A 23,834-nucleotide genomic window follows, 5' to 3' on the forward strand; every position below is an offset into this window, starting at 1 on the left:
GCAAGTGCCCACCGTCGCGGTGTTCGTCGTGGTCACAGCTCACAGTTGATCTTGTTCTCGATGTTGCCGCAGGTGTCGAGGCTCGGACCGGCGTCGGCGGTGTCGGTGCCGATCCCGCCATCGAGGTTGTCGATGTTGCCGATGACCAGGCTGATGAAGTTGGCATTGCCGTTCTTGGCGTCGCCGTAGGTGACGTCGTCGCCCGGTCCGGCGTCGATGGTGTCGCGGTGGCCGCTGGTGATCGCCTTCGCGCCCGAGAGGGAGTTCAGGGTCTCGTAGTCGCCGTAGATGGTGTCGTCGCCCTCCCCGCCGGTGATGGTGTCGTTGGAGGTCTCGGCGGTCACCGGTGCGCTGACGCCGAGCGTCGCGGTCTGTGCGTCGCCGTAGATGGTGTCGCCGCCCCGGCCGCCGGAGATGGTGTCGTTGAGGTTGCCGATCAGCACCGCTCCGGCAAGACCGGTGCCCGTCCCCACGGTGATGGTCCTGCCGTAGCCGTAGATGGTGTCGGGGTCGTCACCGCCGATGAGGGTGTCGTTGAGGCCGACGATCCCGCCGGAGACGGCGGTGATCGTCACGTCGAGGAACCCGCCGGAGATGACGTCAGAACCCGGACCGCCGTCGATGTGGTCGTTGTCGGCGACGTAGGCCGCCGAGACGCTGATGACGCCGGTCCCGGAATTGCCGACCAGGATGTCGTCGCCGGCCTCGCCGAACACCCGGTCGGAGAGGTTCTCCAGCGGGCCTGGGGCGGGCAGGCCGGGGAGGGCGTCGGGTACCACGACGAACTCGCCGTAGACGGTGTCGTCACCGTCCCCGGCGCAGACCCGGTCGTTGCCGGCCAGCCCGACGATGGTGTCGTCCCCACCCAAGCCGACGATCACGTCGTCACCGTTCGTACCCGTGAGGGTATCGCCGCTCGCGGAGCCCACGATGGTGGCGGGCAGTCCGTCACAGGTCGTCGTGGCGTGCGCGGCGGGCACACCCACCAGCGACCACGAAGCCGCCACGACCAGGCTCACCACCGCTCCGAGGGTGGGTCTGGCACTGGATCTGCGCACAGCGATCTCCTTCCAGTTCACCGCGCGACGCGGAACCGGTCGACCACACTTGGGAGAGTTGCGCAACTCGTACGTGTCATCGCCCGCACCGGAAAGCGCGTTACGACCGAAAATCGAGGAATACTCCCATAATGGCGACGGCGGGTAACCTGTGGCTCGACGGTCAGGTGTACCAGGTGGGTTCGGGAACCTCGTCGAGCAGCGCGTAGCGGCCGACCTCGGCGCGCTTGTGGGCGATCGGGTCGTGCAGGCCCGGTACCGGCTCCACGACACCCTGCCCACCGGCCGATGCGGGTGGAGTCCGAATACTCCTGCGGGCGGCACGTTGGCCTACTTCGCCGCCTAAGACGTCCGGCATGCCCGTGTGATGGGCCGCTGCGAGCCCACCACGGGCATCGTCCCGTTCTCCCGTCTGGTCGACCAGGTCATGACCACCGAGCCCTACGCCAGTGCCCGCCGCGTGTTCTGGATCGTGGACAACGGGGCGTCTCACCGCAACTGGGCCGCCGCTGCCCGGATGAACGACGCCTTCCCCAACGCCCACATGGTCCACTTACCGATACACGCCTCGTGGTTGAACCAGGTGGAGATCTACTTCTCCGCCGTGCAACGCAAAACACTCACCCCCGACGACTTCGGCGACCTCGACGAGGTCGCCGAACGGCTGTTGTCCTTCCAGGAGCACTACAACGCCACCGCCCACCCCTTCGACTGGACCTTCACCCCCCACGACCTCAACCAGTTACTCACACGGATCGGCCGTCACGACCGCCACGCACCACAACCCCTGACAGCATGATCAACCCGACGAACTAACGGGCACGACCACTAGATGTTGCGGGTCATGACGTTGGTGACGGCTGGTAGGGCCTGAGACGAGGGACGGGTCTTTCGGCGGCAGGATGAGAAGTGCGACCAACACATCCGCCGAGCGGAAAGACCCGTCCGTGCTCCACCGTAACGCCCCGCTGTCCGTCGAAGGCCGCCACCGCTTGGTCCAGCGCTGCCGCACCCGTCCGATCGCCCACGTCGCCGCCGAGATGGGCATCTCCCGGCAGTGCGCCTCCAAGTGGGTCAACCGCCACCGCCGCTTCGGCGAGGCCGGCCTGCTGGATCGTCCCAGCGCGCCGCACCGGCAGCCCACCGCCACCCCCGCCGAGGTCGTCGTCCACATCGAGCGGTTGCGCCGGGACCGCAAGTACTCGACCCGCCGCATCGCCCTGGAACTCGCCGCCGAGGGCACGGCCGTGTCGGTGCGCACCGTCGGCCGGCACCTGCTCCACCTCGGGCTCAACCGCCGCCGGTTCCTCGACCCCACCGGGGAGAACAACCGCGTGCCCCGCCGGACCGCCGCCCGCTGGCCCGGCCACATGGTCCACCTGGACGTCAAGAAGGTCGGCGTGATCCCCGACGGCGGCGGCTGGCGCGTCCACGGCCGGGGCAGCGAGCAGGCCAAACAGGTCGAACGCGCCAAGAACACCACCACCGGCAAGTCCGGCAGGCAGCGTAGCTACACCTACCTGCACTCCGCGGTCGACGGGTTCTCCCGCCTGGCCTACACCGAAGCCCTGCCCGACGAGAAAGCCGTCACCGCGATCGGCTTCACCCACCGCGCACGGGCGTTCTTCACCGCCCACGGCATCACCCACATCCACCGCATCGTCACCGACAACGGCCCTTGCTACCGCGCCCACGACTTCGCCACCGTGCTGCGCGGAGCCCGCCACCAGCGCATCACGCCCTACACCCCACGCCACAACGGCAAGGTCGAATGCCACCAGCGCATCCTGGCCGAGGAATTCCTCTACGCCCACGCCTGGACCAGCGAACAACACCGCACCGACGCCCTACAGGTGTGGAACGTGCACTACAACTACCATCGCCCCCACACCACCGCCGGAAACCGACCACCAGCCACACGGCTCCACACCGACGTCACCAACGTCCTGGCCTCATACAACCGGACCGAGCAGGGTGATCAGACCCGAGTCCTTGAGCAGGGCCACCTCGGCGTGCGGGGCGGAGCCCGCCCGGTCACGGGCCACCGCGTCGACGGCGAACAGCACGGCGACCTTCCGAGCCCGGTCGATCTACTCCTCGGCGGTGGCCGGAGTGGTGGTCCAGTCGCGTTCCGCAGAGGTGCTCACAAGCGGCTCCGATCACGTGTGCGGCGATGCGGCACTCCTTCCTACCGAGGACGCAAACCAACGCGACAGGTCCAAGCGGTGAAAAGATATTCCACCTCAGGCGAAGCCGCCCACCACAAGCCTCCGCAGTTCTGCGGCGGACAACACCCGCGCACGGCATTCTGCTACAAGCCGTTCAGCCGATTGAGAGCGGACGCCGGGATCACCAAACTCGACCTACCCCCTGGAATTACGGAATGGAAACCCTCATGCGTCTGCGTTCACTATTCGTCGCCCTGGTGGGCGAACTCCTCGGAACCGCCGGCCTGTCCCCCGTGCCCGCTTCCGCCTCGTCGTCCGTGGTGGATGTCAACTGCGCCCTGGGCATCCAGATCGGCACCTGCTCCCCCGGCATGACACTGCTCCCCAGGCACATCGACTTCCACGCCACCGGCACACTGGGCGGCTGCCTGTCCCCAGCCACCCCGACATCACCAGAGCCACCTTCACCTCCACCATCAGCGACACGCTCAGCTGCCTGGCAGGCTCCACCACCAACATCTCCACCCACCACTGGAACACCGGACACAGCAGCACCGTCCAAGGCTGCTTCGAGATCAACCTCAAACCCGACGGCACCACCGTCCTCGTCCTGACCGGCACCGCCGTCGACGGCCTCTTCCAAGGCGCCACCGTCGTGCAGAACAAAATCCTGCCCACCACCGACCTCACCGCCTGCCTCACCTCCAAGGACCCACCAGCGTCAGCGGCACCGTCACCGCCGTCCTGTGAATCGGCAAACAGCACCGTGCCGGGACTCTGGTCGTCGCCGAGAACAGGGACTGCGGGTAAGTTCACCCGGCGGCTCCACCACGCACGTCGTCGAGCTGCCTGACCTCACCCTCCGCCAGTCTCACCGAACCGGTCTCACCACAGCCTCTGCATCGGCACCTGTCTCTTCGCTGACCTACCGAGCCCGAATGACGGCCTGCGGCCTTCATCCATGTCGACGCATCAGGGTGAATCGTGTTCGCGATTCCTTGACCTCGGCGAAAAAACCTGGCAATACTGGATTTCCCCCACACGAGGACGGGTGCGATGAAACTGTTGCGAAAGATCATGCGTCGTCGCCGCTCCACCAACACCGGCTACTACGCCTACCCGACGGTGTGACCCGCTTCGCCCGGACCGAGCGTCGCCGGCGGTCCGGGCGAAGTCGCCCTCCACGCGCGGGCGAGGAGCCATGACCGAACCACTCGACGTCCTGATCGCGGCGGCGGGTTCCGGTGGAGGCGTCACCGAACTCGAACGCGGGCTGTGGCTGGTGACCGACCCCACCGAGACCGAGCGCTTCCTCGCGAGCAGGGACACGTCCACGGCCAGGGCCGCACGACGCACCAGGATCACGTCGTGGGGACCGGATGGGTTGGCCACCTGGATGGCGGTGCGCCGCGTCGTGCACCCCTTCCTCACCGCGTCCCGGCTGACCTCGGCGATCCCGGTGATCGCGGCCCAGGCCACCCGGGTCGTCTCCGGCTGGCCGTCGCCCGGCGTCGTCGACATCGGGCACGAAACCATCGCCTTGACCTCCGCCATCAACGTCCGACACCTGCTCGGCGAACCGTCCGAGGCATTGTCCTCCCTGGTCGAACGGGAACTGGTCCTGGCAGACCGGGCCCGTCGGACGCTCCGGCCCGGGCTCCGGCTGCGGCACGCCCAGCGCGCCACATACAACGCCATCCGACACCACGTCCGCACCCGTCCTCCAGCCACCGGATTGGCGGCCGCCCTGATCGACCACGGGTTCGACGAGCACACCGTGACATTGGCGCTGCGCACCATGCTGCTGTCCAGCCACCACGTACCCGCCACTGCCCTGGCCTGGGCCCTGCACGAGCTGGCCACCCACCCCGATATCCAGGAGCAGGCCCGGACCGAGGTCACCGCCGCGCGGACGGACCCGACTGCGGACCTGCCGCTGTGCCGGGCGGTGATCCGCGAGACCCTGCGCCTGCACCCACCGGTGTGGCGGCTGCGCCGGCAGCTCACCGCGCCGGCCCGCGGCCTTCCGGCGGCGGCGGGCCTGCTGTTCAGCCCCTACCTCAACCACCACGACCCGAACGCCTACCCGGAGCCCTCGCGGTTCCACCCGCAGCGCTGGAGCCAGAACTTCCACCCGGCGCCCGGCACGTACCTGCCCTTCGCTCTCGGCCCTCGCACCTGCCCTGCCTCGCAATTCGCCCTCACTCAGTTGACCGTCGTCCTCGCGGCCGTGCTGAGGAACCACCACCTGGCTCCTCACCGCACCCCCACACCGACCTTCGACACCCTGCACGCCCCCCGCCACCTGCGGTTGCGCCTGATCCCGGCGGCGTAGACCACGTCTCACGTGGCGAGTTCGGTGGGTCGTTTGAAGCAGATCAGTGCTGTGGCGAAAGTGAGGAAGGCGCAGAAGTCGCGGGCGTGACGTTCGTAGCGGATGGTCAGGCAGCGGTAGCCAGGTCCGAGTTCGAAACGCACTCAGAAGTCCTGAGGGGAGCCCACAACGCCCAGGCGTTACCTACCCGAGTTCCAGCGCAAGGTGCTCGATCTGGTCGCGTCTGCTTCTTCTGATCTTGGACCTCGCACGGGTGGTCACAGGAGGGCATTCAGCAGGACGGTAAGCAGCACCGAGGCCAGAATCGAGATCACCAGCATCGTCAGGCAGCCAGCACGGCCACCAAGGAATTCGACGCTGGTGTTGCCGAAGCGCATGGAAGTCCTTCTGCCGGGTCAGGTCACCGCCCGGCCACGTTGTGGTCGGTCACGTTGCGCTTCTTGCGGCCCGCCAAGCCCGCGAGACCCAACAAACCGAGAAGCCCCAGCAAGCCCCAGTTGCCGCTCCCGTCGTCGTCATCGTTGTTCTCCTGAGCCGTCACCGTCGCCACGGCACGAGGGGCGGTCTCGTCCGCGGACGCGACAGCGGCGGGAACGGCGGCCAGGCCCGCGCCCAGAACGAGTGCCGCGATGAAGCGCTTCACCTTGTCCATGTCATCTCCTCAGATCCGTCGATGGTCTTGGTGGCTGGGTACCGCCGAAGCTGCGGACCATGCGGACCCTGACGACCAACACCCACCCGAGTGACGCTGGCATGGTGTACCTGCGGTGAGCACCTCGACGACGGGTCGGTCAAGGATGGCGGCGGCCGTCGCACAGCGGTCTCAACCACGCCCGTTCGGTGGAAACTCACTCAAGGCACGTCACTCGAACTCGTTTGACGGAACCGACAACATGGCGGCGCGGTGTCACGCCGGGAGTACGACCCACTCCCATCCGGCGCCACCTTTCATGTTGACAGGCCCTGTCGCGCCGGTGGGCTGGTAGGTGATCGTCCCGCTCGCGTGCGGAGCGTCGAGGGCCAGCCAGCCGATGTACTTCCGGATCGGCTCGTACGGCCCCGCCGGCAACCGCTCGTCGTCCGGCAGGCAGGCATCCGACGCCGCGGTGTGGAGGTTGGTAGCGGTGACGCCGTCCGGGTCCACGAGGTGAAGTCGTCCGCGCGGATGGGCCGACTGTTGACGGTCACGATCGACGACATGTCGAGGTGGATCGCGAGCAGGATCATGTGCCCATGCTGCGCCGGCCGCGAGAACCGACCTGCGCAAGGGCCGTCCACCGTGACGGCGCCGAGCGTGAATCGGCCCAGGACGACACCCTCTGCGTTGGTCACACTGGCCGACTGCTCGACGGCCTTCACCTCCAGGCCACGGGGCGAGATGGCAGACGCGGCGGCGGTACTCGTCGTGGATGTCGCCGACGGCGCGGCGGCGGCGTCGGCGGCGGGCGCGGCATCCGGAGTCGACGTGCACGCGGCGGACAGGGCAGCGGCGATACAGTAGCCAAGGCAGAAGGAATCGCACGGTGCATACCGGTCGGTCGCGCAGGCGGCGACGGTGTTACGACACCGCCATGTTCCGCAGTGGCGCAGACACCCGAGTTCTTTTCGACCCGGCGTCGTGGGTGGTGACCGTGGTGGAGATGTGGTGACGATCCTGGTGGATGACTTCTCGAGCAAGCAAGACCATCGCCGGGAGCTTCGTATGCTTTCAACCCATCCGCGATCGACTTGTGCAGTTCACATCTTCAGCTCCTTGTACGGAACTGACCACGCACGGGCGACGGATCGGCAGCAGGGGGCGCAGGCTCGGTCGGAGTCGTTCACGATCGCGAACAGGGAACAGCAGCGGTGGTCGCGCCAAGCTTCAACGTGAGCGATCACGGATGGTCCGAGCGATCACGATCCACCGCTCGCGGCGGTGCCGTCGTCGGAATCCCGGCGCGGTGGAGCCGACGGTGCTCTTCCACTTCGACCGCTGACCGACCGGCGGAATCGCGCCGGCTCGTCCTCCGACAGGTCGGAGTCTTCCGGCTCGTTGATCCGCCGGTGTACGGGTCGAGGCACGCCCCAACCACCTACACCGAGCCCTCTTGGTCGGGGTGCAGTGCCGCGCCGGGGTCGAGCAGGCAGCCCGTGGTTCCGGTGGCCAGGTCCATGGACAGGCACATGAGTTGTTCACCGGGAAAGGCGAGTTCACCGCAGTAGGGCATGGCGTACCAGGCCATGGTGTCGACTCCGCCAGGTGGGCCAGGTGAGCCCGATACTGGCCAGGCCACCGCGCGGGTCCGACGGCAGTTGCCACCAGTCCTCGGCCAGCACGCGCTCGACGAGGACGAGTGCGTGCTGGCGGTGTCCCAGACGGTCCAGCGCATAGGCCGTGCCGGACAGGCCGTCGTAGAAACCCGACGGAGTGCGGGGTGACCCGTTCGCGCTGTGTCGGATCAGCCACTGTTCGGCCGGTTCGCAATGGGGGCGCCGGTTCCGAGCGGGGCGTACAGCACGCCGGCAGCGCCGCAGGCCATATCCAGCCCTCCCCCGGGTGAGTACTGGTCGATCGCCGAGGTCAGTGACATGAACAACGCCAGGCGCAGGCCAGGCAGTACAGGTCCACGTCCGGGCCGGTGCGGTCGGCCGGAGCCGAGAAGCCGGGATTGGCCACGACCTGCCATGCGTCCTCTTCGCGGCGTGCGGCGACCGGACCGGGCGCTCCTCGCCGGGGACGGTAACGCAGCAAGTCTGCTGAACAGTTCGCCTTCTCCGGTGCAGAGCTTCTTCACCGCTCCTCTCTCGTCCTGTTCAGGCCTCGCACCTGGGTGGCGGTAGCCGGGGCGGCTGTGTGCCCAGTGAGAGTCCATGTGGCCTCCGCGGGCGCGCACGTGCCGGCCAATCGGTGGACGCGGGTCGCGCCGCCTGGGGCGAACGGGCGGTGCGCAGGCGTCGCACGGCGAGGAAGGCGTGCTCGACCACCGACGCGGCGTGCGCTGGGGCGTCCGGGAGCACCCGGTTCTCCCGGACGGCGGTGCAGTGCGGCGTCCCGGCACCCCTCAGTGGTCGACATCGCACCTTGGTCGAGGTGTGCGGCCTGGAGGACGACTTGCCTCGCACAGCGGTCGGCGCACCGGTACCGCGTCCGGCGTGCTCTCCTGCGAGGACCTCGGCGGGCGACACCCGGGTCGCGATGGTGTCCCGGCGTCCGGTGGCGGTGGTCGGGCCTGCTATCCGGTGTGTGAGCTCTCCGACTGCCCGCTCGCCCGAGCGGGACAGGCCTGTTGGCCGGGCTGCGGACGTGGACGGTCTGGAGTCGGTGCCCGAGTGGGTTGGTGATGGCGGGGCGGCCGCGCTGTTCGGTTCGCCGGAGTTGATCCGTGCCGCGTTGCTGCCGGAGCACGCCGACGAGTTCGATGCCGCTTTCGATGCCGCGTTGACCGCGGCCCGACGGACTCTGCGTCTGGACCAGTTGCGGTCGACCGCGCAGGTGTGGCGGCGGGTCGCGGTGCTGACCCGTGAGACCCGGGGGGCGGCCCGTCAGCTGGTGGACACCACCGTCGAGGTCCGTCGTACGAGTGCCCCCGGCCTGGCAGCGTGTCGTGGGACGAGTTGCGGGCGGAGTTGGTTCTGTAGTCGCCGGTGGCCCGGGCGGCGACGACGATCATGGCGTACACCCTCGACATCGATCCTGATGCGCAGGAGCAGATCCGGGCGCTCCCGCCCGAGGCGCTTGTCGCGCTCGGCGAGGCGTTCGAAATCCTGACCCCGGTCCCCGAGCGGGGCGGTCCGCTCAACCCGGACAGTCCGGATGGCGGGCTGTTGCACCTGACGTTCGGCCAGGGGCGTGGACTGATCACCTACTTGCTGCTGACCACGCGGGAAACCAATGCCGGCCAAGGGGTCGGCTACCGGAAGGTGGCGTGCAGTACGTCGTCGAGCACGGCCAGCGACGGGCTGGTGGTGGCGGGCAGAGGAGAGATCTCGACCGGTGGCGACCACGTACTGATCGCCGACATCGTGCGCAGTTGCAGACGGGTGTTCTCGTCGAGGTAGGCGCACCTCAAACCAGGGCTCATTACCAGCGCGGGCTTTTCCGAGGTGCGTGCTCCGGGCATGGGCCTGGGGTTGGAGATGGTGACGGCATGGACGTAGATCGAGCCGTCTTCGGTGCGGTACGCGCACATCGGGATCAGGCCCCACATGGCCGCATCCGGTGCGTGGGTCGTCTTGTTGCCGCTGGCGATCGGTTCGGCGGCAGACCATGACCCGGTGGTGGGAACAGAGCCCCAGTACAGCGATCCGTCCGGTCGCCGGAACACGCAGTTGACCAAGTTGGGGTTTTCGTTGGTGAGGGCCGGCCGATGACTGGTTGTCCAGTTCGCTGCGGTGATACGGGTGGGGGAACTCCAGGACAGCTGCGCGCCGTCCCGTTCACCGTAGGTGACGTGCATCGCGTCATCAGGGGTTCGGTAGACGCAGCACACCCTGCCTCGAACTTCGGTGAAGGCGGGTTCGGCTCCGACCGGAAGACTCAGACGGATGGGTACGTCGGCCCAGGAGCCGTCGATGAAGGTGATCCACCGGAGATCGTCGGTGAGGAAACCGGTGCCCGCGCAGTGCAGTTGGTTGCCGTAGCGAAAAAGGCCGGGTGTCTGGGTGCCGAAGAGACCGGGAACGTTCGACGCGGTCCACAAGCCACCGCCTGCGGGCCTCGTGGCCGAACGCAGGTTGCCGATCCTGCCGTAGACGTAGAGGTCGCCGACCTCCAGGTCTGGGACGCGGACGCTCACGGTGGTGCTGAGGATGTGTTCCGCTGTGCCGGTGCCGACTTGGACGGTGGCGCGCAGGTAGAACACGGTGGTGTTGGTGACCTCGGCGACGGTGTGGCTCGCCTGTCCGTGCATGTTGCAGTCGCTGGTGTCGTAGAGCAGCCGGAGGGTGCCGTAGCCGCCGGCTTCCCAGGTGAGCCGCACGTCGTCGCCGTTGTCGATCAACAGCGGCGTGGCGATGAAGTTGCGCAGGTAGAAGCTGGCGGGGAACTTGCCGATCTCCAGCGTGACGGTGTCGGTCTCCCACCTCTGTTCGCCGACCACGCGGTGTTCGGTCTCGATGCGGAGCGGGGCCACGCCGACCTCCCGGTTGACGCGCACGTCCAGGAGCTCGATGGTGATGCCCTCGTCCTTGCTGATGGTCGAGTGTCCGGAGGTGGGCAGGAAGGTGATGGTCTTCTGCTGCGGGTTCGGTGTGGGCGTCCAGTCCTCCAGGCTGACCCGGGCCTTGATCCCCTCCAGGTCCAGGGCGAGGTCGGGGGACGCGGTTCCGGTCGGGATGACGAGGGTGATCTTGCGGCACTCGATGGCTTCGCGGCTGCGGCGGCTGCCGACGATGAAGAGGTTGGCCAACTCCGGGTTGCCGGTGGACGGGGAGACCCGGACCGGACTCGGGTCGGAGTCGTAACCGAACTCCAGTGCGGTCGCGGTGGTCCGCGTCTCGGGGGTGTGGGTGATGCTCTGGATCACGGTGCTCATGACTGCGCTCCACGGGTACGGGCCGATTGCGCGGCGTCGTTGAGGACGAGGAAACCCGAGCGGATTTCGGGGTGGTGGGAGTCGGGCAGCTCGGTGGGGTCCGGCACGGTGATGGGGGTCTCCGCCCAGTTGGCGCCGGTGCGTTGGACCCAGGTCCAGCTGCCGGTGGCGGTGGCCGGGTGCGGCAGGACGGTCGCACCGTCCTGTGCGCTGCCGGCGAGGATCGGGCCGGCCCGGAAGTTGACGGTCATGCCGGTCAGGGCCGCGTCGGTGAACTCCGCGGGAACGTGGAGCGCGGCGACGGGGAGGATGTCGGTGGTGGCGTGGACGGCCGCCCGGGGATCGAGGAGGAGGGTGACCCGCGCGCTGCTCTCGCCGGCGAAGGCGAGCCTGAACCGTTCACCCTTGTCGATGTAGCGCAGGTAACCGCGGGAGTCGCCTTTCGGTGGCACGATGGTCTCGAAGTGGTCGTAGTCGTCGTTGTGCGCGTAGCCGATCAAGCCGTCGTCGGTCTGCGCGGCCTCTCCCAGCCGCACGATCCACTCGTAGTGCGGCATGCGGGGCTGCGGTCGGTCGATGACGTTGAGCCAGGTCACGTCCGTGCGGACCGGGCCGCACAGGTCGAGGTCCAGGCGGGCGCGGACCAGGGCGAGGGGGCGGCCGAGGAGGAAGGCGAGGCTCTGGTCGTCCGGGCCTTCCGGGTCGACGGTGGTGAGTGCGTCGTCGAGGGTGGCGCGGAAGGTGTCGAGCACCTGTGGTCCGCCACGCCGGATGGGGTCGAGGAAGCGGTGGGCGTGCGGGGCCACTTCGGCGAGCTGGTCGAATTCGGGCGCCTGCGAGTCCGGGAGTGCGGTCCAGCCGACCGTCCGGGCGCCGTCGGTGCCCAGGACGGTGCGCAGGTCGCCGAGGGCGTGCCCGGCCGGGTCGTAGCAGGCGACCGACCGGTCGAGGCGGTTGTGGACCAGCCAGGCGCAGACCGGGTTGGCGCCGGGGGTGAGGGCGACGTCCTGGTCGGTCCGCGCGGAGAGGAAGTCGAAGCGCAACCGGGCCGGTTGGAGCAGGCGAGGGCTCAGCTCGACGTAGCGGTCGACGGCGATCTCACCGACCGGGTGCCGGGGGATCATGGTGCGCGGGATGTGGAGGTCGAAGTGCAGGCGGTTGTCGATGCGGTTGACGGCGCGGCCGAACCGGTCGACGACCGACAGGTCGGTGAACAGCAGCTGGCCGCAACGCAGTTCCTGGAAGTCGGAGGGCTCCCACTCGTCCCAGTCGGAGATCGGTTGCGGTCCGGGGTCAGGGGCGAGTTGGTCGCCGTTGCCGATGAGGTCGGCGACGGGGCCGATGGCGCGCAGGGTGGCGCGCGGGTCGCGTTGGCCGACGGCGGCGCTCAGCCCGTCCAGGCGCTGGGAGAGCTGGTCGAGGTTGCGGACCTGGGCACGCAGCGCGTCGATGAGGCCGGGCGGCAGGTCGCCGCGGCCGTGGGCGTAGGCGGCGAACTTGCCGTCCTGGTCGTGGCCGCTGGTCGGGGCGAGGGTCTGGCGTCCGGAGACGGTGATGGCGTCACCGAACTCCCCGCCCTGCCAGCCGTACCGGTAGCGGTCGAACTCCCAGCGCTGGGTGCCGTCGGCGTCCTGGAAGGGCAGGGCGGTGTACTCGGCCTTCCACATGAGGTAGAGGGGTTGCCAGGGCTGCCGCCAGGGGTCGCTGCCCAGGGCCGGGAGGGTGCCGGTGGCGCCGCCCAGGTCCACATCGTTCTCGCGTGCCCGGTCGAGGATGCAGAACTCGGTGAGCAGGGCCGGCACGACCGGCGAGAGCCCGGTGGTGTTCACCTGGGCGACGTCTGCGGCCACGCTCGCGGCGGTGATCGAGCCGACCGCGGTGACCAGGCGTTCCCCGGTGCGGCAGGGAAGTGCGCTGCCGCGGGTCATGGGGGCGTTGAGGTTGGCGCCCTGCAACATCAGGACGGGGTCGGCGTGCTGCTCGTACGGGTCGAGGGGAACGCGCTGGAGCACGCGGCCGGCGGGTAGGCCGTGGTCGACGGCGTAGGCGTGGGCGCGTCGGGCGAGGGTGTCGGCGTCGCGTGCCCAGGGGATCTCCTCCCGCAGGGTGCGGAGTTCGGCGGCGAGCGCGGCCACGACGCCCGCCGCGCCGTCGGGGTTCGTCGGGTCTAGTTCGGTGCCGACGCGGCGGGTGAACTCGGGGGGTTTGCGGGTTTCCCGGTCGAGGGCCCACAGGTGGTAGAGGTGTTGCTGGGCGTCGGCCAGGGCGCGTTCGCGGGCGTCGAGCCGGGCCTGCGTGGCGTTGAGACCGGTGACGAGGTCCTGCTCGACGTCGCGTTGCCGGGCGCGCTCGCCGGCGGACAGGCCGGTGGGGGCGCCGCGGTCCACGACGCGCCAGGCGTATCCACCGGGTACCGGTCCGAAACCGTTGTGGTGCGCGGCGCGATCGGGGAACAGGTCCCCGTCCGGCCGGTCCAGTTCGGCCAGGACGCCGAGGAGGAACCCGCGGTAGAGGCGGGCCTCGTCCTCGCTGAGCCCGTTCGCACCGCCGGCTGTGTCCTGCAGGACGGCGGCGGCCTCGGCGGCGCTGTTGCCGATGGAGACGGCGATGTCGTCGGGGTCGGGGCAGTCGGATTCGGGGATGTCGCCGTCGGGCTGCCAGTCGACGCCCAGGGCGCTGCCGACGTGCAGCGAGCGGCGAGGGCTGCCCAGGGTGGAGGCGAGGCTCCACTCCAGTCGGTCCAGGATGTCGGTGACGTCCTCACCGCTGTTGAGGATGTCGCTGCTCTCGTCGGCGTACCAGCCGACGACGTGGTAGCTGAGCCGGGCGTCGCCCTCGACGTCCTCCAGCGTGTCGTGCAGCGAGAACACGTTGGTGTTGTAGGGCTGGAAGACGGAGAAGGTGAGCAGGCCCGGTCCGAGGGCGGTGAGGAACGGCTCGCGGACGCCGTCGGGTTCGCGCCACGGTGACTGCGCGGTGAGTTCGTGCCGTCGCCCGATCTTGGTGGCGGTCGGGGTGGGCGCGGCGGGGTCCAGGTAGGACACGGTGCCGCTGTCCGGGTCGAGGTGGTCGCTCTCGACGATCCACGACCGCATGCCGGCGGCGCCGCGGCGGGTGACCAGCCAGCGGTTGGGGACGAGCGGGAAGTCGCCGACCTCGCCGCTGTCGTCGTCCTGGTGGCCTCGGCACAGTGCCTCCGGGAGCTGCCACTGAAGGTAGACGCCGAGTCGTTCGGGCTTGTCCCGCCATTGCTCGGTGCCGTCGAAGGGCATCGGCTCGGAGGGCCTGTTCTCCTCGGTCAGGGCGCGGAAGTTGGCCTGCCAGCGCTGGAATACGTACGGGTCGGCGGCGTCGCGGGTCTGCGCGTTGACGGCGAACGCGGACACCTCGACCGGGACCACCAGAGTCGGGTTGGGCATGGCGGGGTCCGTTCTGGTCAGCGGCGGTCGAACGTCTGCGACTGCGGGGCTTTGATCATCTGGAGGGCGAACTGCGCCGGGGACAGCCCGTCGCGGCCGTGTGCGGCGGCGAGCGCGGGCGCGAGCTTGTCGGCGATGTCGAGCACATCGCCCGCGGGGCGCAGGAAGCGGCCGAAACCGGGCGGGTCGGGGAAGTCGTCCATGGGGGTGCCGATGTCGGGAGGGGTGAGTTTGCGCAGCTCGATGGTGCCGCCCAGGCCGATTCCGAAGTGCAGTCCTTGCGGCGGTTCGGCGAGTGCGAAGGTGTCGATGACCCGCGGGTAGAGCAGCAGCAGCACATCGGTGCCGTAGACGGCCCGGCGCACCGGTTCGAGCTCGGTGTCGCCGCGGAATCCGGCGATGACCGTCTTGGGCCAGTTCGGGACGAGTCGGGAACGCAGCAGCACCCCGCACGCGGGCGCGTCCCGCACCCGGGCGGCGAGGTTGTTGAGGTCGGCGTCGAGCGCGTGTCCGACGCCGACGCTGAGCGCTCCGTGGACGGCGGCGCTGATCCAGCCCGCGTCGACGTGGAAGAAGCGGATGCTCTCCTCGGGCAGCATGCGTTCGTCGGGCACCAGGTGCTCGAACGGGACCATCTCCAGCAGCACCAGGCGGTCGAGCCAGGCCCGGACCGGGTCGAGTTGGGTGGCGGTGGCACGGCTGAGGACGTCGCGGGTGTCCGCGTCGGCCAAGGTGGTGCGCAGGTCGTCGGCGCTCGGCGGGGCGGGCGGTGGCCGGCGTGGAACGGGGCGGCGTTCGGCCTGGTTGAGTTGGGCGCCGGTGCGGGTGAGCGCGTCCATCAGCCGGCCCTCGGTGGTCAGCAGCCGGTCGAAGTCCTTCCGGGCGAGGTTGGTCCCGAGCAGGGCGGCGGCCTCGCGGGATCCTCGGTCGACGAGTCGGGGGTGTGCGAGCAGGCGGCGGGCGGCACGGCGGGCGGCCTTGCGGAACGCGAGGAGTCCGGTGCGGAACGGGGCGTCGGCGAGGGCGAGCACGCGACCGATGCTGAACGCGTCGGCGTAGCCGGTGTCGAAGACGCCGTGCTGCTCCAGGTAGATCAGCGCTTCGCCGGGGGATTCCAGGCGCGCCGCGGCGGGTGGGGGCAGCGGCTGGGCGGGGGTGGCGGTGAACGGGCCGCGGTAGAAGCCGACGGTGCGCTCCCCCGACTCGAGGCGGTGCGGCAGCGCGGTGGCGCCGCTGTCGAGCCGTTGCCGGGTGTCGGGGTCCATGGCGGAGGTGTCGATGGGCAGTCGCAGCTGCGGGGCCGGGTCGGCGGCGAGGTGCTGCACCAAGCCGCCGAACCCGGAGGTGTTGCCGGCGAGTGCCTCGAAGGACCAGGAGTGCAGTGAGACCATTCGCAGCCCGCCGCTCGGGAGCGTGCTGGTGCCGCGCAGGTACGGTTCGACACCGTCGAGCGAGATCAGGTGGACCGCGTGCTGCCCGCCCGACTGGGCGGGAAAGCGGTTGGCGACAACGACGGCGTTGAGGTCCTCTTCCTCGGGCTCCGGGTCGGAGTTGCGCGTCGCGTCGGGCGGTCCGCCCTCGCGGACGTGGGCGAGCAGCGCCATCTCGGACGGCTTGGGGAACAGGGTGGTGAACAGCTGCGCGGACACGTGGATGCTGTGGCACGCCAGTTCGCGCTCGTCGTCGAAGAGGCTCTCGGCCCCGATCGCCGGTGGCTGCCCCGGACCGGCTCCACCCGCCAGGAGCTCGTCGACCGTGGACACGACGACCTGGCCCACAGCCTCGGGGTCCTCGGGGAGTTCGCCTTCGCGGAAGACCAGCAGCGCCAGCCACGGCACTTCCGCGGCGATCTCCTTCAGCTGCCGCAACCACGGCAGCGCGGGGGTGTCCAGGGTGATGTGCGGCAGCACCTCGTGGAAGGCGCCGACCGCGCCGGGGACCGGGTAGCAGGCGTGGATGTCGTCGGCATCCACCGTGAAGCGCGACTGCCGCACGTCGAACGGTTGTCGGCGGGTGGGCAGGGAATTGCCGGTGTCGAGTCCGGTGATGGTCTGCTCGACGGTGAGGACGTACCGGCCCGCGGACAGCGACGGCAGGCGGTGGTCGAAGAACCGGGTGCGGTGGCCGACAGTGGCCATGGTGTGCGTCCTCTTATCGGCTGGTGGCGGGTGCGAGCATCGGCTCGGCGGTGAAGGCGGTCCCGGCGGCGCGGCTGTAGGCACTCAGGTCGTTGTCGAGCAACCCCAGGTCCAGGCCCGCGTCGGCGAGCCGGCCGGCGAGCCGCTCACGTGCCTCGACCTGCCGGTCGGCGGCTACCGTGTCGACGATGCGGCGGATCACCCCTCCCCCGGCGGGACGTCGGGGCACCGCACCGGTGGGCGGCGCGTCGGGATCGAGCGGGCGGGGGCCGTTGGGGCGGATCGGGTCGAAGGCCAGGGCGTCCTCGCCGATGTAACCGGTGGAGGTGCCGTTGCGCAGCGGCGGCGACGCCAGGCGGATCCCGACGAGCTGATCCTTGATCAGGTGTCCGTCGCCGGTGGGCAGCGTGGTGCCGGTGCCGGTGCCCCACAACGCCTGGGGCACGGTGGCGGTGACCGGGATCCGCGACCACGCGGTGAGCTTGTGCTCGGTTCCGTCGCGGGTGAGCGAGACGACCTGCACGCTGGTGCGACCGGTCTCCTGCATGGGGCGGATGTTCAGAGTGCCGCCGCGCTCGGCGGGCGCACCGGTGCGCCCGTCCAGGTACAGCTCGGTGACGGGAACGGTGGAGTCGGTGGTGCAGCAGAACCCCGCCGAGGAGACCAGCCACGCGTCGCCGGAACGGCTGCCCCCCGGAACCGGCACCTCGATCAGCCCGGCGCCGGGGATCACCCGCACGTTGCTCCCGGCCGGCGGCAGCATCTCGCGGAACCCGTTCCAGTCCAGCGTGTTCGGCACAGCGCTGCGGGAGTGGCCGAAGTCGATGGTGAAGGAGATGAACCACAGGTGGATCCTGGCCTGCCCGCCGGTGGGCGGGCCCCACACGCGCAGGCTCACCCCGACCTCCACCGTGATGGTGATCCGGACGAACAGGATTTTGACCGAGGCCGAGACGCCGATGGAGACCTTGACGCCGACGTCGAAGGAGAACGGCTTCCACCGGACGAGCGCATCGACCTCGGCCAGGCACCAGGCGCGGACCGGGCCCGCGTGGAAGCGCACGTCGAGGCCACCGCCGACCATCACCGCCTCCGGGGTGATGGCGAAGTACGCGTCGCCGGAGACGGTGACGTTGCCACCCAGCGCCCAGTCGAACCCCACCCGCGGCACCAGCGGGTACGCCGACGGCACCTGGTAGTTGGGGTGGTAGCCGCCCAGGGTGAAGACGAGGTCGCCGGCGCGCGAGTTGTCGCCGTACCAGACCTTCAGCGCCGCCCCGCCCCGCAGCTTGCAGTTCTCGTCCAGGAGGAACGAGTCGGGGGTGAGCTGGGCGCTGATCATCAGCTCCCCCTGGCGTGGTTTGATGACCGCCAACAGCCCTATTTCCACCTTCGCGTACTTCTTCCCACCGCCCTTGGGGAACTCCGTGCCGCCCAAGCCCATGAGGGCGATGGTGAGCTCGTCGCCGGTCTGCACCACGGCCAAGGCGCGGGCGTGCACGATTTCGGCCACGCTGAACGCCAGTCCGGCGGCGAGCCACAGCTCGTTCCGCTTCGGGGCGACCCAGGGAGATGATCCCTTGACCAGGGATCCCAGCACGGAGACCGGGTCACCCGGGTCGCCGCCGATGGCGGCCGGGTCCTTGAGGGCCTGCAGGAACGGGAAGCCGTCCAGGTCGTCCACCGAACCCGGCACCCGCATGCGGCTGTTGTAGCCCATACCCGCGGCGATCCCGCTGATCCGCAGCCCCGGGATGCCGATGCCGGGGTCCGCGCCGACCGCGCCGAACCCGAAGAACGACGGGGCGGTACCGGACTCGGGCACCACGACGGCACCCATCGCGCTGCCGTAAAGCGCCTTGAACGACCAGAGCAGCACCCCGCCCACGATCACCCGGTAGGGGGCCTTGGCGGGCACGACGTTCAACGCGCCCGCGATTTTCAGCGGTGGGGCGTCGTGGTCGATGCTGACGCCCTTGCCCTGCGCCGCATCGCCGATGCCGCCCCAACCCGCCTTGCGGCCCGAGCCGGGCAGGCCGAGGACGGCGAAGCCGTCACGGGTCGGCACGGCCCTCGCGGTGCCGACCCGTGTCGACCCGGTCGTCGTGGGCGCGGCGGGCAGGGCGCGACCGAGGCCGTCCACGCGCCGGGGGTCGAGCGGGGGCCGCACCCTTTCGCCCCGGATGGGCACCGCCGTGCCGTCCGGGAGCAGGAGCCAGTCCCCGGCGGCCAGCCCCGCGGGCAGACGCAGGTCCAGCTCGGCCAGCCGTTGCTCGGTCAGTTCGTTCGACGTGCACAGCACCCGCCAACCGGTGTTCTCGACGAAGAGCAGCCGCTCGTCGTCCCGGCGGAGCAACGCCATCCGGTCGTGCTCCCCCAGTCCGCTCAGCGTCAACAAGGCCGGCTCCGCCACCAGCCGCAGCCGCGTCACCCCGTTGTCGGGCAGGTCCGGCATGTCGACACCCAGTCGCCGGGCGAGATCTCCTGCACGCACCCCCGGCTCCGGCAGCTCGGTCTCGAGGACCACCCGGACCACCGCTTCGCCGTGGTGCTCGAACACCAGGCGCACCGGCACCGGCTCTCCGGCGAGCGCGGTGCGGGTGGTTCCGGTGACCCGCAGCGCCACCGGATCGCTCGCCGTGGCGTCGACCCGCAGCACGCCGTCGTGGGTCAGCAGGCGGAAGGGATCACCGACCCCGAGCACCGAGTCGGACAAGACCACCTCCCGTCCTTGCCCGTCCTCGAGCAGTTCGCGCAACTCGCCGACCTGCATGACCATCCACACTCCTCGGAGCTGGGAACGACGAATGTCGAGCTGGGCCTTGTCCAACGTCATCGTCCAGCCGTCGTCGGGCTGTCGGCCGGAGCACGCTCGCGGCGCTGCACCGACCAGGGCGGCCTTCGCTGTGTCGGAATCGGGGCCACACTGCCGTGTGGCGGCGTTGAACAGGGGGTGGTGGCCGGCGCGGTACAGGCACGAGATCCGGAAACGCGACCCCGTGAACCCAGGGCGCACCGGGGTCTTCGCCGATCCCGGAGCGCTTCACTTCCGCCGCCGTGTCGGTCCGACCCGGCGGCCGGGACCGGAACTGCCGGGGCGCCGGCACCCGGCCGTCAGGCGCCGGTGGCCGCAGGGGTGTCGACGGTCTTGCGGGCGTTGGCGTCGATGGTGTCGATCAGCTGCGGCCAGAGGGGTTGGGGCAGGTCGTGGCCCATGTCGCGGAGTTCGAGGTAGGTGGAGTCACGGATGGCGTCGTGGGTGGCCCGGCCGCCGCTGACGTTGATCAGGCTGTCCTCGACGCCGTGGATGACGGCGGTCGGGATGGTGAGCTGCTGCAGGCCCCGGGTCCGGTTGACGGCGGCCGCGATCGCGGCGAACTGCCGTTTGGCGCCTGCGGGGTGCAGGCCCCGGTCGTAGGAGGCCTCGGCCATTTGTCGGCGGCGGTCGCGTTCGGTGTCGGCGTGGGTCTTGGAGCCGATGATCCGGTAGATGTTCGCGATGTGGGCGATGGCCTTGTCGCGTTCGGGGGGCGTGGGCGCCAGCAGGGCCAGGGCGGCTTCGAAGGTGGGCTGGCCGACCCGCGGGTCGCCGGTGGTGCTCATGATCGAGCACAGGCTGGCGACCCGCTCGGCGTGGTGGATGGCGACGAGTTGGGCGATCATCCCGCCCATGGAGGCACCGACCACGTGCGCCCGGTCGATACCGAGGTGGTCGAGCAGCCCGACGGTGTCGGCGGCCATGTCTACCAGGTGGTACACCGGTTTGCCCAGGTCGGGATCAATGGTGGCGGCGATCTTGTCCGACAGGCCGCTGTCGCGGTTGTCGAAGCGGATCACCCGGTAGCCGCGTTCGCCGAGCGCGGCGATGATCTCATCGGGCCACAGGATCAGCTGGGAGTTCAGGCCCATGATCAGCAGCAGCGGATCGCCGGAGGGGTCGCCCTCGTCGCGGTACCACAGTCGGATGCCGTTGGTGGGTGCGTAGTCGCCGGGTTCGTCGGGCGTGGTCACGACGTTGCCTTTCCGTTGGGACGGGCTCACATGGACAGGCGTGGTTACGCGGGCTTGGTTTCGGTGACCGGTGCGCTGCTGATCCGATGTCGGCGTTTTCCGCCCGGTGGGCCCGCACGCCGTGTGGTTCCGAGCCTGGCGGGCATCTGCGATTCCGACCATTCCCCATAGGAGTGAACCCACAGTAGTCAAAGTGCTACTCCATGTTGTAAATGGTGGAGTCCCGTGTGCCCATGGCGTGATCGACCACGTGAAGTGTCGTCACCCTGGTCCGGACGAGGGCCGGATCAGCAGGATGGACGCTTTTCACACCACTGTGTCCTGCCGGGACCTACTCAGGGTGGACAGATGAGGCGAATTCTCACTCTCCGGTGATATCCGGCTTGTCGCCAGCCCGGCGGACGCGTGCAGTGCGGTCCTGTCGATGCATCCGCCCCCTTTGCCTTGGGGCGCAGTACTGTTGGGCGGTCAGGCGACCGGCGTCCTTGCGAGATCGGGACCTCTTTCGGGTGAAGATGATCGTGTTCCCCCTCGACGACGTCGAGGTGTCGGGAGTGCTCCTGGGATACGAGTAGCGGTGCTGGATGTCGACGGGACGTTGGTCGAGGCTCCCTTGCCGGCGATGTCAGCCGATGCCGGGTTGGCGGCTCGGGATCGGCTGACGTTGTTGCGGTGGGCTTCGGCGACCGGAGAGCCGGAGGATTCGGTGGTCGCGGGGCGGTTGCACGGATTGTTCGCCGCGATGCTGACCGGTGTGGCGTGCCGGGCGGTGTCGGCGGTGGCGGCTCGGATGTGGTCGCGGCAGCGTCGGCGGGTGTTCCCTTTCGCCGCTCCGCTGGTCGTGGCGTTGAAAGACGCCGGCTACCTGCCCGCGTTGATCTCGGGCGGACCGGAGGAGTTGGCGGCCTGCTTGGCCGTCGAACTGGGTGTGGAGCTGTTCCGGGGCACGCGGTTCGAGACGGCAGACGGGCCGTACACCGGTCGGGTGGCCTCGTGGGTGCTCGCGACGAAGGACGCGATGGCGGCGCGGAGTTGGCCGGGTGCGCGGAAGTGGGCGTGAATTGGCCCGGGTCCGTGGCGGTCGGCGACTCGTTGGGCGACGTGTCGTCGGGTCGGGCCGGCCGGTGGTGTTCGAGCCCTCGCCCGCGTCGAGGGCACCGTCGCGTGAGCGGTCCTGGCCGGTGTGCGATCGGACGAGCCTGCCGGCGCTGCTGCGCGACGGGGTCGATCTGCCGGTGCCGGCGTTCCCGTCTCTTCGGCCGGTGCCGGCGATGTCCGCCGCGTCGCGGCGGTTGACCGAGCGGCTGCTGGCTTCGGTGACCGGACGCGGGGCGGTGGTCGGTGATCCGCGCAGCCGGGTCACCGAGTCGGCGTTGGTGCTGCCCCTGCTGCGCGCGAGGGTCTCTTGCCCCAGGTGCGGGGCCGGTTGCGTGGATGCCTGTCGCGCAGTGCCGCGAACGCCGATGCCTTCGACGCCGCGGTGATCGGCTCGCCCCTGCACGGCACCCCGGTGCCCGATCGGCACCGGCTCATCGAGCACACCTTCGCCGGCGCCGCCCGGCACTCCTCCGACCGCAAGAAGCCGGCACTGAAGGCGATCCCCCGTCGTCGTGGGTCCCGAACCGTTCCGGGTCGACGCCTCGTCGCACGCGTTCGACCACCACAACGGGGTCACTCCGGTCGCCCCGGAACCCACCACCCGCCTGCTGCGTCCGACCGGCCTCGGCCAGAACGGGGACATCGTCGAGGGCGGCGTGTTCGCCCACCTGTTCGCGCTGCTGTCCCTGCACCGGATCGTGCCCGGTCACCCGGTGATCCACGAAGGTATCTCCGCGTTGGTCAAGGCAGTCCGCGACGACGGGGGCATGCCGTTCCTCGTCAGCGAGGAGATCTTCTGCACCGCCACCCACCTGCTCGCCTTCCTGCACGGCCTGGGCTCCAGGCGGTAGTCCGCCCCATAGGCGCGGCCCGGCGGTACCTGGCCGCGTCCGAGGGCACCTTCGAACGGAGCTGGAGCTTGAGCGAGTCCAACGCCATGCTGCGCACCCTCAGTCGCTCTGAGCACCGCGCACCGGCACGGCCCGACCGGCCACCAAGCAACGCCGACACCGCCGAGGTCCCGTCCCTGGACCAGCCACTCCAAGCCGGTTGGTACAAACACGGCCCCGCACCCGGCGACACCGGCCCCACCGTCCTGCTCGGCCACGGCCGACCCGGCATCTTCCACGACCTCGCCAAGCTCAACCCCGGCGACCGCTTCGAAGTCATCCACCATGACGACACCACCGCTACCTTCGCCATCAGCCGAGTCGACCGCGGCCCCAATGACCACTTCCCCACTGACGCCGTCTACTGCGAAACAACCACACCACGAATGCGCCTGATCAGCTGCGGTGGCGCCTTCGACCCCGCCACCGGCGATTACCGGGACAACGTCATCGTCTACGCCGACCTGGCCCGAAAAACAGGTGGCCGTACCCCGTCGGCGACAGGGCACGGCCACCATCCCCGGCGGCGCGCTCACACGGGGAAGCGAAGCCGCAGAGGCTAATCGAGGGAGCGCATCGCTTCCACGTAGACGTTCCACTGCTGGTCCGCCCGGCCGACATCGCAGGGCTCCAGCACCAACGGATCGTCCAGCCCCGCATGCGTCACGCACGAGCCGCTGTCCGCCACGCTGGACAGAAGGGCCGGGAACATGTCCGGGTCGTCGACCGGACGCCAGTCCCACACCTGGTCCTCCGCGCCGGCGCGACACGGCGTTTGCCGCACCGCTGTGCCGTCGGCGGTCAGGCACTGGCCGCTCGCCTGGTTCCGGAACGTTCCCGCCTCGGGGTTCCAGTACCAGTACTGGTGCGCGTCGTGGTCGTTCTCGAACTCCCTCAGGAAGACCGGCATCCCGGGAACGGGACCGGCTTCCCAGACAGCTGTCCGGGTGTCGACGCCGCCCACGAAGACCAGGTACTCGTCCTGGTCCGCAGCCGCGGGTGACGAGCCGAGCAGAACAGCGGTTGCTGTGAGAACCGCTGCCCAGGTGCGGTGGAACATGTGCTGCCTGCCCTCCTCGATCTACGGTCTCCGGCGGATTCGGACTGCGGAAACCGCTTCGTTGCCATTGCCGCTTCCGAGTATGTGCACGAGTTCTCGGAAGACGTGGTTCGGTCCCTCGGCCGTGTTCTCGAACCACCT

The 23,834-nt window shown here is 69.7% G+C and carries 17 protein-coding genes and 1 pseudogene; 7 read left to right on the plus strand and 11 right to left on the minus strand.

Going from position 1 to position 23,834, the window contains the following annotated elements; all coding sequences use genetic code 11:
- Nucleotides 1–32: 32 nt before the first annotated feature.
- Complete coding sequence (locus ACR807_RS03895; protein ID WP_438919793.1) at nucleotides 33–1,058, minus strand: calcium-binding protein; 1,026 nt, start codon at nucleotides 1,056–1,058, stop codon at nucleotides 33–35.
- Nucleotides 1,059–1,425: 367 nt separating this feature from the next.
- Between ACR807_RS03895 and ACR807_RS03900 the strand changes: the two genes are divergently transcribed.
- From ACR807_RS03900 to ACR807_RS03910, 3 genes and pseudogenes are all read left to right on the plus strand, one after another.
- Nucleotides 1,426–1,857: a transposase gene (locus ACR807_RS03900; RefSeq protein WP_438919794.1), complete on the plus strand. Its 432-nt coding sequence runs from the start codon at nucleotides 1,426–1,428 to the stop codon at nucleotides 1,855–1,857.
- A gap of 148 nt (nucleotides 1,858–2,005) precedes the next feature.
- Nucleotides 2,006–3,019, plus strand: a pseudogene (locus tag ACR807_RS03905) (IS481 family transposase); the annotation flags it as partial.
- A 1,408-nt stretch (nucleotides 3,020–4,427) separates the two neighbouring features.
- Nucleotides 4,428–5,561 (plus strand): cytochrome P450, encoded by a 1,134-nt coding sequence (locus ACR807_RS03910; RefSeq protein WP_438919795.1) that lies wholly within the window; start codon nucleotides 4,428–4,430, stop codon nucleotides 5,559–5,561.
- Between the two features lie 8 nt (nucleotides 5,562–5,569).
- Here the strand turns inward: ACR807_RS03910 and ACR807_RS03915 are convergent, their stop codons facing one another.
- The 4 genes from ACR807_RS03915 to ACR807_RS03930 all read right to left on the minus strand — a co-directional run bounded on the left by ACR807_RS03915 (nucleotide 5,570) and on the right by ACR807_RS03930 (nucleotide 7,786).
- Nucleotides 5,570–5,704 (minus strand): hypothetical protein, encoded by a 135-nt coding sequence (locus ACR807_RS03915; RefSeq protein WP_438919796.1) that lies wholly within the window; start codon nucleotides 5,702–5,704, stop codon nucleotides 5,570–5,572.
- Between the two features lie 257 nt (nucleotides 5,705–5,961).
- Nucleotides 5,962–6,213, minus strand: coding sequence for a WGxxGxxG family protein (locus ACR807_RS03920; protein ID WP_438919797.1), 252 nt, complete (start codon nucleotides 6,211–6,213; stop codon nucleotides 5,962–5,964).
- A 255-nt stretch (nucleotides 6,214–6,468) separates the two neighbouring features.
- A complete protein-coding gene (locus ACR807_RS03925; protein ID WP_438919798.1) occupies nucleotides 6,469–6,705 on the minus strand; it encodes a hypothetical protein in 237 nt (78 codons plus the stop codon).
- Nucleotides 6,706–7,636: 931 nt separating this feature from the next.
- Entirely contained in the window at nucleotides 7,637–7,786 is a 150-nt protein-coding gene (locus ACR807_RS03930) for a hypothetical protein (protein WP_438919799.1), read from the minus strand.
- Between the two features lie 953 nt (nucleotides 7,787–8,739).
- On the opposite strand from ACR807_RS03930, the gene ACR807_RS03935 reads away from it, so the two are divergent.
- Nucleotides 8,740–9,312 carry a DUF6247 family protein gene (locus ACR807_RS03935; protein WP_438919800.1) on the plus strand — a complete coding sequence of 191 codons (573 nt, stop codon included), beginning with the start codon at nucleotides 8,740–8,742 and terminating at the stop codon, nucleotides 9,310–9,312.
- Between the two features lie 142 nt (nucleotides 9,313–9,454).
- Here the strand turns inward: ACR807_RS03935 and ACR807_RS03940 are convergent, their stop codons facing one another.
- The 5 genes from ACR807_RS03940 to ACR807_RS03960 form a co-directional block, all read right to left on the minus strand.
- Nucleotides 9,455–11,077, minus strand: coding sequence for a hypothetical protein (locus ACR807_RS03940; protein WP_438919801.1), 1,623 nt, complete (start codon nucleotides 11,075–11,077; stop codon nucleotides 9,455–9,457).
- The gene (locus ACR807_RS03945) at nucleotides 11,074–14,496 is read right to left on the minus strand and encodes a hypothetical protein (protein ID WP_438919802.1); all 3,423 of its coding nucleotides are present in this window, start codon (nucleotides 14,494–14,496) and stop codon (nucleotides 11,074–11,076) included. The genes ACR807_RS03940 and ACR807_RS03945 overlap by 4 nt, the downstream gene beginning before the upstream one ends.
- 17 nt (nucleotides 14,497–14,513) lie before the next feature.
- Nucleotides 14,514–16,634 carry a hypothetical protein gene (locus ACR807_RS03950; RefSeq protein WP_438919803.1) on the minus strand — a complete coding sequence of 707 codons (2,121 nt, stop codon included), beginning with the start codon at nucleotides 16,632–16,634 and terminating at the stop codon, nucleotides 14,514–14,516.
- 13 nt (nucleotides 16,635–16,647) lie between these two features.
- Nucleotides 16,648–19,470, minus strand: a complete 2,823-nt coding sequence (locus ACR807_RS03955) for a DUF6603 domain-containing protein (RefSeq protein ID WP_438919804.1) — start codon at nucleotides 19,468–19,470, stop codon at nucleotides 16,648–16,650.
- Nucleotides 19,471–19,748: 278 nt separating this feature from the next.
- A complete protein-coding gene (locus ACR807_RS03960; protein ID WP_438919805.1) occupies nucleotides 19,749–20,807 on the minus strand; it encodes an alpha/beta fold hydrolase in 1,059 nt (352 codons plus the stop codon).
- A 262-nt stretch (nucleotides 20,808–21,069) separates the two neighbouring features.
- Here ACR807_RS03960 and ACR807_RS03965 point away from each other — a divergent pair, with 262 nt between their 5' ends.
- The 3 genes from ACR807_RS03965 (at nucleotide 21,070) to ACR807_RS03975 (ending at nucleotide 23,196) form a co-directional block, all read left to right on the plus strand.
- The gene (locus ACR807_RS03965) at nucleotides 21,070–21,705 is read left to right on the plus strand and encodes an HAD family hydrolase (RefSeq protein WP_438919806.1); all 636 of its coding nucleotides are present in this window, start codon (nucleotides 21,070–21,072) and stop codon (nucleotides 21,703–21,705) included.
- Nucleotides 21,706–22,255: 550 nt separating this feature from the next.
- The gene (locus ACR807_RS03970) at nucleotides 22,256–22,594 is read left to right on the plus strand and encodes a hypothetical protein (RefSeq protein WP_438919807.1); all 339 of its coding nucleotides are present in this window, start codon (nucleotides 22,256–22,258) and stop codon (nucleotides 22,592–22,594) included.
- Between the two features lie 68 nt (nucleotides 22,595–22,662).
- Nucleotides 22,663–23,196, plus strand: a complete 534-nt coding sequence (locus ACR807_RS03975) for a sortase domain-containing protein (protein WP_438919808.1) — start codon at nucleotides 22,663–22,665, stop codon at nucleotides 23,194–23,196.
- Here ACR807_RS03975 and ACR807_RS03980 read toward each other — a convergent pair.
- On the minus strand, nucleotides 23,193–23,693 hold the full coding sequence (locus ACR807_RS03980; protein ID WP_438919809.1) for an RICIN domain-containing protein: 501 nt from the start codon (nucleotides 23,691–23,693) through the stop codon (nucleotides 23,193–23,195). The genes ACR807_RS03975 and ACR807_RS03980 overlap by 4 nt on opposite strands.
- Between the last annotated feature and the right edge of the window lie 141 nt (nucleotides 23,694–23,834).

Origin of the sequence: Saccharothrix sabaoui (genome assembly GCF_051756985.1) — a bacterium.
In the GTDB taxonomy this organism is placed as follows: domain Bacteria; phylum Actinomycetota; class Actinomycetes; order Mycobacteriales; family Pseudonocardiaceae; genus Actinosynnema.

Coding starts and splice junctions, on each gene's coding strand:
- ACR807_RS03900 (WP_438919794.1), top strand. CDS start 1,426: ATGGGCCGCTGCGAGCCCACCACGGGCATCGTCCCGTTCTCCCGTCTG.
- ACR807_RS03910 (WP_438919795.1), top strand. CDS start 4,428: ATGACCGAACCACTCGACGTCCTGATCGCGGCGGCGGGTTCCGGTGGA.
- ACR807_RS03920 (WP_438919797.1), bottom strand. CDS start 6,213: ATGGACAAGGTGAAGCGCTTCATCGCGGCACTCGTTCTGGGCGCGGGC.
- ACR807_RS03930 (WP_438919799.1), bottom strand. CDS start 7,786: ATGGCCTGGTACGCCATGCCCTACTGCGGTGAACTCGCCTTTCCCGGT.
- ACR807_RS03935 (WP_438919800.1), top strand. CDS start 8,740: ATGGTGTCCCGGCGTCCGGTGGCGGTGGTCGGGCCTGCTATCCGGTGT.
- ACR807_RS03940 (WP_438919801.1), bottom strand. CDS start 11,077: ATGAGCACCGTGATCCAGAGCATCACCCACACCCCCGAGACGCGGACC.
- ACR807_RS03945 (WP_438919802.1), bottom strand. CDS start 14,496: ATGCCCAACCCGACTCTGGTGGTCCCGGTCGAGGTGTCCGCGTTCGCC.
- ACR807_RS03950 (WP_438919803.1), bottom strand. CDS start 16,634: ATGGCCACTGTCGGCCACCGCACCCGGTTCTTCGACCACCGCCTGCCG.
- ACR807_RS03955 (WP_438919804.1), bottom strand. CDS start 19,470: ATGACGTTGGACAAGGCCCAGCTCGACATTCGTCGTTCCCAGCTCCGA.
- ACR807_RS03960 (WP_438919805.1), bottom strand. CDS start 20,807: ATGGTCGGAATCGCAGATGCCCGCCAGGCTCGGAACCACACGGCGTGC.
- ACR807_RS03965 (WP_438919806.1), top strand. CDS start 21,070: ATGCATCCGCCCCCTTTGCCTTGGGGCGCAGTACTGTTGGGCGGTCAG.
- ACR807_RS03980 (WP_438919809.1), bottom strand. CDS start 23,693: ATGTTCCACCGCACCTGGGCAGCGGTTCTCACAGCAACCGCTGTTCTG.